Origin of the sequence: Microbacterium sp. 5K110, assembly GCF_005774735.1 — a bacterium.
Lineage (GTDB): Bacteria > Actinomycetota > Actinomycetes > Actinomycetales > Microbacteriaceae > Microbacterium.
The window spans coordinates 38,148-52,850 of sequence record NZ_VBUM01000002.1 but is presented as its reverse complement, the minus strand read 5'-3'; the positions used below and the strand labels follow the sequence as shown (position 1 = coordinate 52,850).

Here is a 14,703-nt window from a genome sequence, read left to right as displayed (position 1 = left end):
TAGTCGGCCAGGTCCGGTGCACGCTGAAGGCCGCGGGTTCTCTCCGACGGCAAGCGCAGCGATCAACCACCACGGCGCTCGAGATGCCTGATCGAAGTGACCAACACGACCATCCCGACCAGCTCCACGAGCGTCTGCGTGACGACGGCCGCGGCCGCAGGCGCGAGCGGCGCGGGGAGGGCCAGTGCGATCGGCAGGATGACGAGCGAGTTCCGCGTCGCCCCGGAGAACATCAGACCCCGCGTGGAGGCCACGTCGTGACGCCAGACGCGCGCGACGAGCAGACCGAGGGCGCACGCGATCACGAGGAACGTCACGTAGATCGGCACCAGCCCCACGAGGTCGGACGCATGAGCGCGAACCGTCTCGACCTGCGCCGCGACGATGACGGCGAGGGTGACCGTCATGATCGGCACCATGCCGGCATCCATCGTCCTCTCCACGCCCCGGGCGAAGACGGATCGGCGGGCCAGGAGCTGCGTGCAGACCGCGAGGCCGAGAGGGAGCGCGATGAACAGCAGGAACGCCCGCACGAACGGTCCCACCCGAAGGGTGCCGAGAACGTCGGGGCCCGCCATCATCGCCAGGAATATGGGGAGGAGCGCGATCTGCAGGAGCATCAGCAGGGGCGATACCGCAAGGAGTTTCGACGCCGCACCTCCGGCCATGCGCGTGAAGACGATGACGTAGTCGATGCACGGAGTCAGAAGCACCAGGAGCACACCCACGAGGAGTGCGTGGTCGTGCGCGACGAGCCGGGACAGGCCGAAGACCACCGCCGGAAGGAGGACGAAGTTCAGCACCACGGCCGCAGAGAGGAAGCGGAGATCGCGAAGGCCGCGGGCGACGTCGACGAACGGGACCGCGAGGAATGTCGCGTACAGCAGCGCGATGAGGGCGGGTGCCACGAGTGCCTCGGCGATCGGTGCGCTCCGGGGGGCGAGAAGACCGAGCGTTGCGCCGAGGAGGATACCCGCGACGAAGAAAGGGACCTGCCACCGGTTCGCCCACTCCATCATCGCCCCGAGCCTACGGGGGAATCCCTCACAGCCCGGACAGAGAAGACGCTCAGCTTCTGTTCAGAAAAGGCACGAAAACGCTACGCTCGGGCCTGAAACGTCGCCACCTCTGATCTGGAGTCATCATGACCACAGCACCCCCGCCGCCACCGGCCGCCGCTCCCGCGTCCGTCCCCGGCAAGACTCTCGGCATCGTCGCCCTCGTCGTGGCGATCTTCTTCAACGTCATCGGACTGATCCTCGGCATCGTCGCGCTCGTCCAGAGCCGCAAGGCCGGGTACAAGAACGGCTTCGCGGTCGCGGCGATCATCGTCGGTGCCCTGCTGACCATCGTCGCGATCGTCGTGATCGTCTCGGTGGCCTCCGTCATCGGCGTGGCCACCGAGGCCTACCAGGCCTGTGAAGCGGTGGACTTCTCGGGAACCGTCATCGTCGCGGGCACCGAGATCTCCTGCACCACGGTCAGCCGCTAGAAGCGCGCTTCCGGCGGGGGCCCGTCACCGTCGGTGGCGGGCCCTTGCGCTGTTGCGGGAGGTCGGCCGGACTCCGCGGCAACGGTCGGCCACCGGCGGTGAGCCGGCTGGATGGCCAGATCCGTCACGGTGGGCCGAGCGGCCACGGAGGCGGCCGGTGACCGGCGAAGTGGAGGGGATGACGGGAATCGAACCCGCACCATCAGTTTGGAAGACTGAGGCTCTACCATTGAGCTACATCCCCGCGGCGGCGAACCGCAGCGGCATCCACTCTACTTCACGCGTGGGCCTGGCCTGAACACACCACGGAGCGCGCGTCGCCGTGTCGAGAACAGGCTGTGTCGCGACAACAGGGCGATCCTCCGGAAATCCGCCTGTTTCTGACGCATCGCCTGTTCTCGAGCCGCTGACAACATCAGCCGCGAGCCGCGGATTCCGCTCACACCAGCCCCCGCACCTCGATCGACTAGACTTTCAGGGGTCGTTTCGTCGAACGCGTCCTACGCGTCGCCCCGGGGCGTAGCTCAGCTTGGTAGAGCGCCCGCTTTGGGAGCGGGAGGCCGCAGGTTCAAATCCTGTCGCCCCGACGCAACGGCCCCACGGACCACAGGCCTAGCCGGCCCCCGCGTGCGCGCGGGCCACACGAGGAGAACACACCGCATGGTCAACAGCACCGTCGAGAAGCTCAGCCCGACCCGGGTCAAGCTCCACATCACGGTCTCGCCCGACGAGCTCAAGCCGAGCATCAGCCACGCCTACGAGCACATCGCGCAGGACGTGCAGATCCCCGGCTTCCGCAAGGGCAAGGTGCCCGCGCCGATCATCGACCAGCGCATCGGTCGCGGCGCCGTCATCGAGCACGCCGTCAACGAGGGTCTCGACGGGTTCTACCGCCAGGCCGTCGAGGACCAGGAGCTGCGCGTGATCGGCCGTCCCAGCGCCGAGATCGTCGAGCTGCCCGAGCTCAAGGACTACTCCGGAGACCTCGTGATCGACGTCGAGGTCGACGTGCGTCCCGAGTTCGACCTGCCCGCCTACGACACGATCACCGTGACCGTCGACGCCGTCGAGGCCGATGACGCCGCGGTGGATGCCGAGCTCGACCGCCTGCGCGCCCGCTTCGGCACGCTCGTGACCGTCGACCGTCCGGCCGCGACGGGCGATTTCGTCGAGCTCGATCTCGTCGCCACGATCGACGGCGCCGAGATCGACCGCGCCGAAGGCGTGTCGTACGAGGTCGGCTCCGGCGAGCTGCTCGAGGGTATCGATGAGGCCGTCGACTCGCTCACCGCCGACGAGCAGACCACGTTCCGTTCGAAGCTCGTCGGTGGCGACCACGCCGGCGAAGAGGCCGAGGTCGCGGTCACCATCACCGCCGTCAAGGAGCGCGAGCTCCCCGAGGCCGACGACGACTTCGCCCAGATGGCGTCGGAGTTCGACACCCTCGCCGAGCTGCGGGCGTCGCTCGCCGAGCGAGTCTCGGAGCAGTCGGTCTTCACGCAGGGTGCCGCCGCGCGCGACAAGTTCGTCGAGGCGCTCATCGAGGCCGTCGAGATCCCCGTGCCGCCGCAGCTCATCGAGGACGAGGTCCACAACCACCTCGAGGGCGAGAACCGCCTCGAGGACGACGTGCACCGCGCCGAGGTCACCGAGGCGAGCGAGAAGCAGTTCCGCACCCAGATGATCCTCGACAAGATCGCCGAGGATGCCAACGTGCAGGTGTCGCAGGACGAGCTCACGCAGTACCTGATCCAGTCGGCCGCGCAGTACGGCATGGCTCCGCAGGACTTCGTCAACGCGCTGCAGCAGGGCAACCAGCTGCCCGCGATGGTCGGCGAGGTCGCTCGGAACAAGGCGCTCGCGATCGCCCTCGGCAAGGTCACCGTCGTCGACTCCAACGGCAAGCCCGTCGACCTGGCCGGCTTCATCGCCGTCGAGGGTGAAGAGGCCGCCGAGGACGAGGTCGTCGAAGAGGCTCAGGAGATCGCCGACGCCGCCGCCGACGCGGACGCCGTCATCGAGGCCGGAGAAGCCGCCGCCGAGGAGGAGGCCCCCAAGAAGGCCCCCGCCAAGAAGCGCGCTCCCGCCAAGAAGAAGGCCGCCGAGAAGGCCGCCGACAGCGAGTAAGACTCGATCGTCATTCTCGACAGGGGGTGGATGCCACGGCATCCGCCCCCTGCTCTTTTCCCGGAGACGAAGGGCTCGACATGAGCGACTGGCAGGACCGCGTGGATGCCGTTTGGGCGGACAGCGCCCTGACCGAGGACGAGGTGATCGACCGCATCGACGTCCTCGCCGCCGAGCGCTCCGTCGACGACCCCGTCGCCCTGTTCGAGCGGGCGGGCGCGCGTGACTCGGCGGGCCGCGAGGCGGAGGCCGAGGTCCTGTACCGCCGAGCCCTGGAGATCGGGCTCGACGACGAGCGCCGTACTCGAGCGACGATTCAGCTGGCCAGCACCATCCGCAACCTCGGCAAGATCGACGAGGCGCGAGAGATGTTGCGGGCGGAGTACGAGCGGGAGCCGCGCGGACCGCTGCACGACGCGGCTGCGGCGTTCTACGCCCTCGCGCTCGTGTCGGCCGGCGAGGCCGAGCGAGCGGCATCCATCTCGCTTCAGGCCCTCGCTCCGCACCTGCCGCGCTATACCCGTTCCGTGACCGGATACGCCCGCGAGATCGCGGACGGACACGCCTGATCCGCCCGCGGCGAACACGGCGACCGGCCCCGAACCGCGCCGGTAGATTCGTTGCAGATCACCGGAAGAGGAGCACACATGCCCGAACCCCTTATGGCAACGAGCGTCTTCGACAGGCTGCTCAAGGACCGCATCATCTGGCTCGGTTCGGAGGTGCGTGACGAGAACGCCAACGAGATCTGCGCCAAGATCCTGCTGCTGGCAGCCGAGGACTCGCAGAAGGACATCTACCTCTACATCAACTCGCCCGGCGGCTCGATCACGGCCGGCATGGCGATCTACGACACCATGCAGTTCGTGCCGAACGACATCGTCACGGTCGGCATCGGCATGGCCGCGTCGATGGGCCAGCTCCTGCTGACCAGCGGCACCAAGGGCAAGCGCTACATCACGCCCAACGCCCGCGTGCTGCTGCACCAGCCGCACGGCGGCTTCGGCGGAACCGCGAGCGACATCCAGACGCAGGCGCAGCTCATTCTCGACATGAAGAAGCGTCTCGCCGAGATCACCGCCGCCCAGACGGGCAAGAGCGTCGAGCAGATCAACGCCGACGGCGACCGCGACCGCTGGTTCAGCGCGGCCGAGGCCCTCGAGTACGGCTTCGTCGACCACATGCGTGAGCACGCCACCGACGTCGCCGGCGGCGGCGGGACCGCGGCCTGAGGCCGAGGGCGAGAGGAAAGGACACCGCAATGCACACTCCCACCTTCGGCGGCGGCGCCGCGCACATGCCGAGCAGCCGCTACATCCTGCCCCAGTTCGAGGAGCGGACAGCCTACGGCTACAAGCGCCAGGACCCGTACAACAAGCTCTTCGAGGACCGCGTGATCTTCCTGGGCGTCCAGGTCGACGACGCGTCGGCCGACGACGTCATGGCCCAGCTGCTCGTGCTCGAGTCGCAGGACCCCGACCGCGACATCATCATGTACATCAACTCGCCCGGCGGCTCCTTCACTGCCATGACGGCGATCTACGACACGATGCAGTACGTCTCGCCGCAGATCCAGACCGTCGTGCTGGGCCAGGCCGCGTCCGCTGCGTCGGTGCTGCTGGCGGCCGGCGCCCCCGGCAAGCGTCTGGCTCTGCCCAACGCCCGCATCCTGATCCACCAGCCCGCCGTCGGCGAGTCCGGTCACGGTCAGGCGTCGGACATCGAGATCCAGGCTGCCGAGATCATGCGCATGCGCACGTGGCTCGAAGAGACCATGGCCCGTCACACCGGCCAGGACGTCGCGAAGGTCAACAAGGACATCGACCGCGACAAGATCCTCTCCGCTCAGGAGGCGATGGAGTACGGCATCGTCGACCAGGTCCTGACGACGCGCAAGCGCGTCCCGGCGGCCCTGACCGCCTGAGCGCCCCTCATCGATGCCCCGCCGAAATCTCATCGGCGGGGCATCGTCGCGTCCGGGTCTTCTGAGGGTGAGTCGCCAAGGCCGAAGGAGAGCGGATGCGGTGCCCGGAGGGCGCGGCATCCGTGTCCGCCCGTGGCGATCAGACGAACGGCACTCGCGCAAATGCCCTCGATTGTCGTGGGCAGCGGTTAGGCTCGGAGGCACTCGGGCGAGTGGGCCGGGTGACGAGGAGGACGGGCATGGCACGCATCGGAGAGAGCGCCGACCTGTTCAAATGCTCCTTCTGCGGCAAGAGCCAGAAGCAGGTGCAGCAGCTGATCGCGGGTCCCGGCGTGTACATCTGCGACGAATGCGTAGAGCTGTGCAACGAGATCATCGAAGAGCGCATGGCCGAGTCGTCCTCCGGCGAGGTCGCCGACTTCGACCTGCCGAAGCCGCGAGAGATCTTCGGCTTCCTCGAGGAGTACGTCGTCGGACAGGAGTCCGCGAAGCGGGCCCTGGCTGTCGCCGTCTACAACCACTACAAGCGCGTGCGCTCGCACGGCACTCTTCAGCCCGCCGAGCAGCGCGCCGAAGAGATCGACATCGCCAAGAGCAACATCCTTCTGCTCGGACCCACGGGGTGCGGCAAGACGTACTTGGCCCAGACCCTCGCGAAGCGCCTCAACGTGCCGTTCGCGGTCGCGGATGCCACGGCCCTCACCGAGGCCGGCTACGTCGGTGAGGATGTCGAGAACATCCTGCTCAAGCTCCTGCAGGCCGCCGATTTCGACGTGAAGCGCGCCGAGACCGGCATCATCTACATCGACGAGGTCGACAAGATCGCCCGCAAGGCCGAGAACCCGTCGATCACGCGCGACGTGTCGGGCGAGGGCGTGCAGCAGGCCCTCCTCAAGATCCTCGAGGGCACGGTCGCCTCGGTGCCTCCTCAGGGTGGTCGCAAGCACCCGCATCAGGAGTTCATCCAGATCGACACGACGAACGTCCTGTTCATCGTGGCCGGCGCCTTCGCGGGACTCGAAGAGATCATCTCGTCCCGCGTGGGCAAGCATGGCGTCGGTTTCGGCGCTCCGCTGCACCGCAAAGAAGATGCGCCCGACCTGTTCAGCGAGGTCCTGCCCGAAGACCTCCACAAGTTCGGTCTGATCCCCGAGTTCATCGGTCGTCTGCCCGTCGTGGCATCCGTGTCGCCGCTCGACCAAGACGCGCTCATGGAGATTCTCACGGCCCCGCGCAACGCCCTGGTCAAGCAGTACCAGCGCATGTTCGAGCTCGACGGCGTGCAGCTGGAGTTCGAGGAGGACGCGTTGCGCGCGATCGCCGACCTCGCGGTGGGCCGCAAGACCGGCGCGCGTGGTCTTCGGGCGATCCTCGAGGACGTGCTGGGTCCGGTCATGTTCGACGTGCCGTCGGCCGACGACATCGCCAAGGTGGTCATCACCCGCGCGGCCGTCGAAGACGGTGCGCCCGCGACGATCGTGCTCGCTCAGAAGCGCAAGAGCGCCTGACCTTCACGATCTCCGACGGTCCCGATCGCACCTCGCGATCGGGACCGTCGTCGTTTCAGCCGGTGAGGCCGCGACGCTCGAGCAGCGGCTGGATCTCGGCATCCCGACCGCGGAAGTCACGGTAGGCCGCGAGCGGGTCGCCGGAGCCGCCGACGCCGAGGAGACGCTGGCGGAACCGGTCGCCGTTCTCGCGCGTGAGGCCGCCGTTCTCGCGGAACCACTCCACCGTGTCGGCGTCGAGCACCTCGCTCCAGATGTAGGAGTAGTACCCGGCGCTGTACCCGCCCGAGAACACGTGCGCGAAGTACGTCGAGGCGTAGCGAGTGGGCACCGCGGGGTTGTCGAGACCGATGTCGGCGAGGGCCGCCGCCTCGAACGCCGCGACGTCGATCTCGCCCGCCGCCTCACCGACCGACAGACCGTGCCAGGCCTGATCGATCCAGGATGCCGCAAGGTACTCGCTCGTGGCGAAGCCCTGGTTGAACGCCTCCGACGCGTGCAGCCGCTCGACGACGTCGGCCGGCAGCGGCTCGCCGGTCTCGTGGTGTCGCGCGTAGTGGGCGAGGATCTCGGGCCAGAAGATCCACATCTCGTTCACCTGGCTCGGGAACTCCACGAAGTCGCGGTGCACCGCGGTGCCGGCGAAGTGCGGGTAGGTGACCGTCGCGAACAGTCCGTGCAGTGCGTGACCGAACTCGTGGAACAGCGTCGTGACCTCGTCGAGGGTCAAGAGCGTCGGCGTGCCCGGTGCGGGCTTGTTCACGTTGAGGTTGTTGACCACGACCGGGGCTGTGCCGCGCAGTCGTGACTGCGTCACGATCGAGTTCATCCACGCGCCGCCGCGCTTGGAGTCGCGCGTGTACAGGTCGAGCAGGAACAGGCCGAGTTCGCTGCCGTCGGCGTTGTGCACCTCGAACACCCGCACGTCGGGGTGGTAGCCCTGGAGGTCGTGGCGCTCGGCGATCCGGATGCCGTACAGCTGCTCGGCGGCCGAGAACACGCCGTCGCGCAGCACTCGCTCCGCTTCGAACCAGGGCCGCAGCGCCGCACGATCGAGGTCGTATTGCTCGGCCCGCACCTTCTCGGTGTAGAACGCCCAGTCGTGCGCTTCGATCGCCACGCCATCGGTGTCGGCGATCCGCTGGAGGGCCTGCTGCTCGGCGCGCGCGTTGGCGGCCGCGGGACCGGCGAGGCGGCGGAGCAGATCGCGCGCGGCATCCGGAGACCCGGCGGTCTGGTCGGCGAGCACCGCGGCCGCGTGCGAGGGGTAACCGAGCAGGGCGGCGCGCTCGGCGCGCAGCCGCACGATCTCGCGGAGCGTCGCACGGTTGTCGTTCGCGTTCCCGCGGGTCCCGCGCGCCCGCGAGGCCTCCAGCAGCCGACGACGGGAGTCGCGGTTCGTGAGCGAAGCGAGATACGGGTGCCCGGTGTACAGCGTGAGCGTGACGACGTAGCGACCGTCGAGCCCGCGCTCGGTTGCGGCCTGCGCGGCGGCCGACAGCTCGCCCTCGCTCAGTCCGTCGAGTTCGGCGGCGTCGTCGAACACGACGGCGAGGTCGTTGGTGTCGGCGAGCAGGTTCTTCTCGAACGTCGTGGTGAGCGTCGACAGGCGCTGGTTGAGGTCGGTGAGGCGCTGCTTCTGCGCGTCATCGAGTCCCGCGCCCGCCAGCGACATCTCGCGGTGGCGACGTTCGACGAGATACCGGCTCTCGGCATCCAGGTCGAGGGCGTCCAGGGACTCGTGCACGGCGGTGACGCGCGCGAACAGCGCGGTGTCGAGCTGGATCGCGTCGCCGTGGGCGGACATGAGCGGTGCGAGCTCTTCCTCGATGGCCTGGATCTCGGGCGTGCCGTCGGCCGAGGCGACGGTGTAGAACGTGCGAGCGACGCGGTCGAGCATCTCTCCGCTGCGCTCGAGCGCGACGAGGGTGTTCTCGAACCTCGGGGGCTCGATCTGGGCGGTGATCGCATCGACTTCTGCGCGCTGCGCGGCGAAGGCCTCGTGGAACGCGGGGAGGTAGTGCTCCGGGCGGATGCTGCCGTAGGGCGGCAGATCGTAGGGGAGCGGCGTCGGAGCGAGGAGGGGATTGGTCACGGCATCCGTCATCGTTCCAGCGTAGTCACTCCGACATGCAAAGAAGGGTTTGCATAACTTTCGATGCAAAGGTAACTTTGCATTCGTGACCAGCCCAACCGACCCCCGCGACCGCGTTCTCGACGCGGGAGCCCTCCGCGCCCTGGCCCACCCGCTGCGGGCACAGCTGTTCGATCTGCTCAGCCAGTACGGACCGCAGACGGCGAGTGGACTGGCGTCGCTCACCGGCGAATCCACCGGGGCGACGAGCTACCACTTGCGCGCCCTCGCCCGGCAGGACCTCATCCGCGAGGTCGAGGGGCGCGGGACCGCGCGCGAACGCTGGTGGGAGCGCCCCGTCGGGATGGTGACGCTGTCGAATCCCGAGCTCTCGCACACCGCCGCGGGTCGTGCGATTCAAGAGGCCGTGCACAGCGAGACCCTCAACATCCGCCAGCAACGACTGCTGCACTTCGCCATCCACGGATGGGAGGAACCCGAGCCGTGGCGCGAGGGCAGCCTCATCTCCACCGCCAGCGCGCGGCTCACCGCGGAGCAGATGACCGAACTCAGCGCCCGGCTGCAGGCGGTCGTCGACGAGACCGTCCAGCGCTATCGCCATCAGACCGGAGACGGGCTGCGCGTCGTCACGATGCGCGCCGACGTCTTCCCCCTGCCCGCCGAAGGAGGCTCCTCATGACCGCGCTCACCGCGCCGCTCGTGGCCGCCACGACCGTCGAGAAACTGCTCCTCGCTCTGTCGCGGGCCCTGGCCGAGCACGCCCACGCCCGCATGCAGGCACGCGTGGTTCGCGCCGACGCCACCGCTCAGCGCGCCGTCCTGCTGACGAAGTCTCGTCGGCCGGTGTTCGAGGCCGAGTCCTACCTCAGAGTGCGCTGACCGAATGACCGAGGGCCGGGATACGGCATCCCGGCCCTCGGTCGTCGAATCAGGCGAACTCGTCGTCCGTGTCATACCGCACGACGACCTCGCCCGAGGCGTCCTGCGACACGATCACGCCCGTATCGAGCTCAGCGACGGGGCGCCCCTCGAGGAACGTCAACGTCCACCGCGGAGCCGGCGCGCTCAGCCCGTCGGGGTTCAGCGCCGCTTCGACGGCGGCGATCTGGGCGTGCAACACGGCCGGCACGGCGGCCGGCGGCTGCTCGCGAGCGGTCCAACGGGTTCCGAGCTGCATCAGTCCTCCTGGGGTGCGAACACGATGTCGGTGACGGTGGTGGCCTCGGCGTCGGCGAACGCGATCGTCTCGATGCGTCCCACGGCGCGCAGGTCGCCCTCGGCGAGGCGCAGGAGCGCCGCGTGCGGGCTCGCGATCGTCAGCGAGGTCACCGGCGTCTTCTGCGAGGCCTTGGCCTCGGTCTTGGCGCGACGGATGCCGATGAGTGCTTCGCTGACCGCGGTGAGCACGGCCGGGTCGCCCTCGATGCCGAGCGGCGTGGGCCACGCGGCGGTGTGCACCGAGCCCTCTTCGAACCACGACCAGGTCTCTTCGGCCGCGAACGACAGCACGGGGGCGAACAGGCGGACGAGGGCCGACAGGGCGGTCCGCAGGGCGAGGGCCGCAGACGCCTGACCGGCGTCGGTGCGGTCGTACGCCCGCTCCTTGACGAGCTCGAGGTAGTCGTCGCAGAACGTCCAGAAGAACGACTCGGTGATCTCCAGCGCGCGCGCGTGGTCGTACGCCTCGAAAGCCGCCGTGGCGTCGTGCACGACGGCATCCAGGGTCGCGAGCATCGACGCGTCGAGCGCGTGCGTGACCTCGGCGCCCTCGGGCACCGGGAACGACAGCACGAACTTCGCCGCGTTCAGCAGCTTGATCGCCAGGCGCCGGCCGATCTTGATCTGCGTCGGGTTCTGCGGGTCGAACGCGGCGTCGGTTCCGAGACGGCTCGAGGCCGCCCAGTAGCGCACGGCGTCGGAACCGTGCTGCTGCAGAATGTTGGCGGGCGTGACGACGTTGCCCTTGGACTTCGACATCTTCTTGCGGTCGGGGTCGACGATGAAGCCCGAGATGGCGGCATCCGTCCACGGCACCCGACCGTCTTCGAGGGCGCTGCGCAGCATCGTCGAGAACAGCCACGTGCGGATGATGTCCTGCCCCTGCGGGCGCAGGTCGAACGGTGCCACGAGGTTCCACAGCTCGTCGTCGCGCTGCCACCCACCGGCCAGCTGCGGGGTGAGCGACGACGTCGCCCACGTGTCGAGGATGTCGCGCTCGGCGTCGAAGCCGCCCGGAACGCCGCGCTGGTCCTCGGTGTAGCCCGGGGGCACGTCGGTCGTCGGGTCGACGGGGAGGGTGGCCGCCTCGGGGGTGATCACGCGCGCGTAATCGCGCTCCCCGTTCTCGTCGAGGGCGTACCAGACCGGGATCGGCACGCCGAAGAAGCGCTGGCGCGAGACGAGCCAGTCACCGGTGAGGCCGTTGGTCCAGTTCTCGTAGCGCACGCGCATGAAGTCCGGATGCCACGACATCTCGCGGCCGAGGGCCACGAGGCGTTCGCGCAGCTCCGCGTCGCGCGCGCCGTTGCGGATGTACCACTGGCGCGTCGACACGATCTCGAGCGGGCGGTCGCCCTTCTCGAAGAACTTCACCGGGTGCGTGAAGGGCTTCGGGGCGCCCTCCATCTCGCCGGACTCCTGCAGCAGCTCGACGATGCGCTTCTTGGCGCTGAAGACCGTCTTGCCCGCCAGTTCCGCGTACGCCGCCTTCGCGGCATCCGTCACGATGACGTCGGGAGCGTCGGCGACGATGCGGCCGTCTTTGCCGATGATCGTGCGGTTGGGGAGGTCGAGTTCGCGCCACCAGATGATGTCGGTGACGTCGCCGAACGTGCAGATCATCGCGATGCCCGAGCCCTTGTCCTGCTGCGCGAGCGGGTGGGGGAGCACCGGCACCTCGACGTCGAACAGGGGCGTGCGCACCGTCGTGCCGAACAGCGGCTGGTAGCGCTCGTCGTCGGGGTTGGCGACGAGCGCCACGCACGCGGCGAGCAGTTCAGGGCGGGTCGTCTCGATGAACACGTCGCCCGAGCCGTCGGTCTTGTGGAATCCGAGGCGGTGGTACGCCGCCGGCTGGTCGCGGTCCTCGAGCTCGGCCTGCGCGATCGCGGAGCGGAAGTCGACGTCCCACAGCGTCGGGGCGAGGGCCTGGTACGCCTCGCCGCGCTCGATGTTGCGGAGGAACGCCAGCTGGCTCGTGCGCATCGCGTCGTCGGAGATCGTGCGGTACGTCTGGTTCCAGTCGACGCTGAGCCCGAGGTCGCGCCACAGCGCCTCGAACGCCTTCTCATCCTCGACGGTGAGCTCTTCGCACAGCTCGATGAAGTTGCGGCGGCTGATGGGCACCTGGTCGGCGGCCTTGCTGCTCTTGTTGTCGCCGCCCGCGAACGGCGGAGTGAAGTCGGCGTCGTAGGGGAGGGAGGGGTCGCAGCGCACGCCGTAGTAGTTCTGCACGCGGCGCTCGGTGGGGAGGCCGTTGTCGTCCCAGCCCATGGGATAGAACACCGTCTTGCCGCGCATGCGCTCGAAGCGCACCTTCACGTCGGTGTGGGTGTAGCTGAAGACGTGCCCGATGTGCAGGCTTCCGGATGCCGTGGGCGGCGGGGTGTCGATGGAATAGACGCCCTCGCGGCCCACCTCGACGGCGCGGGCACGGTCGAAGACATACGTGCCGCGCTCGGTCCACGCGGCATCCCACTTCTGCTCGAGGCCCTCCAGGGCGGGCTTGTCCGGAATCAGCGACATGGGTACTCCTCGAGCGATATGTGCGGCACCGTGTGTGCGTGCCTGACTGTGGTCGCCTCCAGGATACCGAGTCCGGCCCGCGTGCTCGCGCGATGGGCGGACGGGCGTGGAACTCCGCCGATTTCGAGACCGCGTCCAGGAACTCGGTAAACTGAGGGCTTACCCCTACGCGATTTCGAGGTCGTTCCATGCCGTCCGTGCTCCTGCGCCGTCTCCTCTCCGTGACCGCCGTCGCGGCCGTGTCCGCCCTGGCCCTCTCGGCCTGCTCGGGAACGGATGAGGGTTCCTCCAGCGACAGCGAGCTGGTGTGGGCCATCGAGGGCGCCAACCTCTCGGCCGGCCACATGGACCCGCAGACCAGTCAGCTCGACGTGTCGGCCATGGTGCAGCGCGCCGTGCTCGACTCGCTCGTGTTCCAGGGGGCCGACGGGTCGTTCACGCCGTGGCTCGCCGAGTCGTGGGACGTCGAGGACGGCGGAGCGACGTACACCTTCCGTCTGCGCCAGGGTGTGACCTTCCACGACGGCTCGCCGTTCGACGCCGCCGCGGTGAAGGCCAACTTCGACCGCATCGTCGACCCCGAGACCGCGTCGGCGCAGGCCGCCGCGATGCTCGGCGGCGACCTGTACGCCGGCACCGATGTCGTCGACGAGAACACCGTCCGCGTGCGTTTCTCGCAGCCCTACGCGCCGTTCCTCCAGGCCGCGAGCACCGCCCTGCTCGGCTTCTACTCGCCGAAGGTGATCGAGACCTCCGCCGATCAGCTCAAGGCCGGAGGCCCGGACGTCACCGTCGGCACCGGTCCGTACGTGCTCAGCTCGTACACGCCCGATCAGGAGATCGTGTACACCGCCAACGAGGACTACTCGTGGGGACCCGACGGCGGCGGTGCCCCGCGGGTGAAGACTCTCCGCGTCGAGATCCTCCCCGAGGCCTCCGTGCGCCTGGGCGTCCTTTCCAGCGGCGAAGCCGACGTCGTGACGAACCTGCCGCCGAACCTCGTGTCGCAGGTTCCCGCCGACGACACCGTGAACGCGATCGAGTACCCCGGACTGCCCTACTCGCTCTACCTCAACGAGAAGTACGGCGTCTTCGCCGATCAGAAGGTGCGTCAGGCGTTCTCGCGCGCGATCGACGTCGATACCGCCGTGCAGGAGATCTTCTTCGGCCAGTACCCCCGCGCGTGGAGCATCCTCGGCGCGACGACCCCCGGCTACGACGCGAGCCTCGAGGGCTCGTGGCCCTTCGACCCGGCGGCCGCGAACGCGCTCCTCGACGAGGCGGGCTGGACGGGACGGGATGCCGACGGCATCCGCACCAAGGACGGTCAGCGCCTCACCGCCCGCTGGATCGCCTGGACCCCCGTGCCCGACGACCGCGCCGCCCTCGCGAACGCCCTGCAGTCCGACCTGCGCGCGGTGGGCTTCGACCTGCAGCGCGAAGTGCTCGAGCCCGGCGCGTACAACGAGCAGTACGGCCCGAAGACCTTCGATCTCACCGATTGGGGCTTCTCGGGCGTGGACGCCGATCTGCTGCGCAGCCACCTCGCCACCGACGGCTTCCAGAACGCCTCGCAAGTGAGCGACCCGGCCCTCGACGCGCTGCTCGAGCAGGGCGCGGCCACGACCGACCCCGCGGCTCGCGCCGACATCTACGCCCAGGTGCAGCAGTGGAACGCCCAGCACGTCGCGATCGTGCCGCTGTACAGCCCGGCCCTGATCACCGCCGTGCGTCCCGACGTCACCGGCCTCAGCTTCGACCTGTACGGCCGGCCGCTGTTCGCCACGGCGAACCTCGGCTGACCCGGAGAGAC

At 68.8% G+C, this 14,703-nt stretch carries 13 protein-coding genes and 2 tRNA genes; 10 read left to right on the top strand and 5 right to left on the bottom strand.

Annotated features, from left to right (window positions below; all coding sequences use genetic code 11):
- Positions 1-62 precede the first annotated feature (62 nt).
- Positions 63-1,019 (bottom strand): arsenic resistance protein, encoded by a 957-nt coding sequence (locus tag FE256_RS00905; protein ID WP_138172349.1) that lies wholly within the window; start codon positions 1,017-1,019, stop codon positions 63-65.
- A gap of 125 nt (positions 1,020-1,144) precedes the next feature.
- Here FE256_RS00905 and FE256_RS00900 point away from each other — a divergent pair, with 125 nt between their 5' ends.
- The gene (locus FE256_RS00900) at positions 1,145-1,492 is read left to right on the top strand and encodes a DUF4190 domain-containing protein (RefSeq protein ID WP_138172348.1); all 348 of its coding nucleotides are present in this window, start codon (positions 1,145-1,147) and stop codon (positions 1,490-1,492) included.
- 170 nt (positions 1,493-1,662) lie between these two features.
- Here the strand turns inward: FE256_RS00900 and FE256_RS00895 are convergent.
- Positions 1,663-1,736 (bottom strand) — tRNA-Gly (locus FE256_RS00895).
- A 269-nt stretch (positions 1,737-2,005) separates the two neighbouring features.
- On the opposite strand from FE256_RS00895, the gene FE256_RS00890 reads away from it, so the two are divergent.
- The 6 genes from FE256_RS00890 (at position 2,006) to clpX (ending at position 7,051) form a co-directional block, all read left to right on the top strand.
- Positions 2,006-2,079: transfer RNA gene (locus FE256_RS00890), tRNA-Pro, on the top strand.
- Positions 2,080-2,152: 73 nt separating this feature from the next.
- Entirely contained in the window at positions 2,153-3,619 is a 1,467-nt protein-coding gene (gene tig / locus FE256_RS00885) for a trigger factor (protein WP_138172347.1), read from the top strand.
- An 80-nt stretch (positions 3,620-3,699) separates the two neighbouring features.
- A complete protein-coding gene (locus FE256_RS00880) occupies positions 3,700-4,188 on the top strand; it encodes a tetratricopeptide repeat protein (RefSeq protein ID WP_138172346.1) in 489 nt (162 codons plus the stop codon).
- A gap of 78 nt (positions 4,189-4,266) precedes the next feature.
- Positions 4,267-4,851 carry an ATP-dependent Clp protease proteolytic subunit gene (locus tag FE256_RS00875; protein WP_171024127.1) on the top strand — a complete coding sequence of 195 codons (585 nt, stop codon included), beginning with the start codon at positions 4,267-4,269 and terminating at the stop codon, positions 4,849-4,851.
- A 29-nt stretch (positions 4,852-4,880) separates the two neighbouring features.
- Complete coding sequence (locus FE256_RS00870; RefSeq protein ID WP_138172345.1) at positions 4,881-5,543, top strand: ATP-dependent Clp protease proteolytic subunit; 663 nt, start codon at positions 4,881-4,883, stop codon at positions 5,541-5,543.
- 239 nt (positions 5,544-5,782) lie between these two features.
- Positions 5,783-7,051: an ATP-dependent Clp protease ATP-binding subunit ClpX gene (gene clpX, locus FE256_RS00865; protein WP_138172344.1), complete on the top strand. Its 1,269-nt coding sequence runs from the start codon at positions 5,783-5,785 to the stop codon at positions 7,049-7,051.
- Positions 7,052-7,106: 55 nt separating this feature from the next.
- Here the strand turns inward: clpX and FE256_RS00860 are convergent, their stop codons facing one another.
- Positions 7,107-9,158, bottom strand: coding sequence for a M3 family metallopeptidase (locus FE256_RS00860; protein WP_138172343.1), 2,052 nt, complete (start codon positions 9,156-9,158; stop codon positions 7,107-7,109).
- A gap of 73 nt (positions 9,159-9,231) precedes the next feature.
- Between FE256_RS00860 and FE256_RS00855 the strand changes: the two genes are divergently transcribed.
- A complete protein-coding gene (locus FE256_RS00855; RefSeq protein WP_138172342.1) occupies positions 9,232-9,825 on the top strand; it encodes an ArsR/SmtB family transcription factor in 594 nt (197 codons plus the stop codon).
- Positions 9,822-10,025, top strand: coding sequence for a hypothetical protein (locus tag FE256_RS00850; protein WP_138172341.1), 204 nt, complete (start codon positions 9,822-9,824; stop codon positions 10,023-10,025). The genes FE256_RS00855 and FE256_RS00850 overlap by 4 nt, the downstream gene beginning before the upstream one ends.
- A 49-nt stretch (positions 10,026-10,074) precedes the next feature.
- Here FE256_RS00850 and FE256_RS00845 read toward each other — a convergent pair whose 3' ends face one another.
- Together FE256_RS00845 and valS are read right to left on the bottom strand one after the other, a co-directional pair.
- The gene (locus tag FE256_RS00845; RefSeq protein ID WP_128219005.1) at positions 10,075-10,323 is read right to left on the bottom strand and encodes a hypothetical protein; all 249 of its coding nucleotides are present in this window, start codon (positions 10,321-10,323) and stop codon (positions 10,075-10,077) included.
- On the bottom strand, positions 10,323-12,890 hold the full coding sequence (gene valS, locus FE256_RS00840; protein ID WP_138172340.1) for a valine--tRNA ligase: 2,568 nt from the start codon (positions 12,888-12,890) through the stop codon (positions 10,323-10,325). The genes FE256_RS00845 and valS overlap by 1 nt, the downstream gene beginning before the upstream one ends.
- Positions 12,891-13,078: 188 nt before the next feature.
- Here valS and FE256_RS00835 point away from each other — a divergent pair, with 188 nt between their 5' ends.
- Positions 13,079-14,692, top strand: coding sequence for an ABC transporter substrate-binding protein (locus tag FE256_RS00835; RefSeq protein ID WP_138172339.1), 1,614 nt, complete (start codon positions 13,079-13,081; stop codon positions 14,690-14,692).
- The last annotated feature ends 11 nt before the right edge of the window (positions 14,693-14,703 follow it).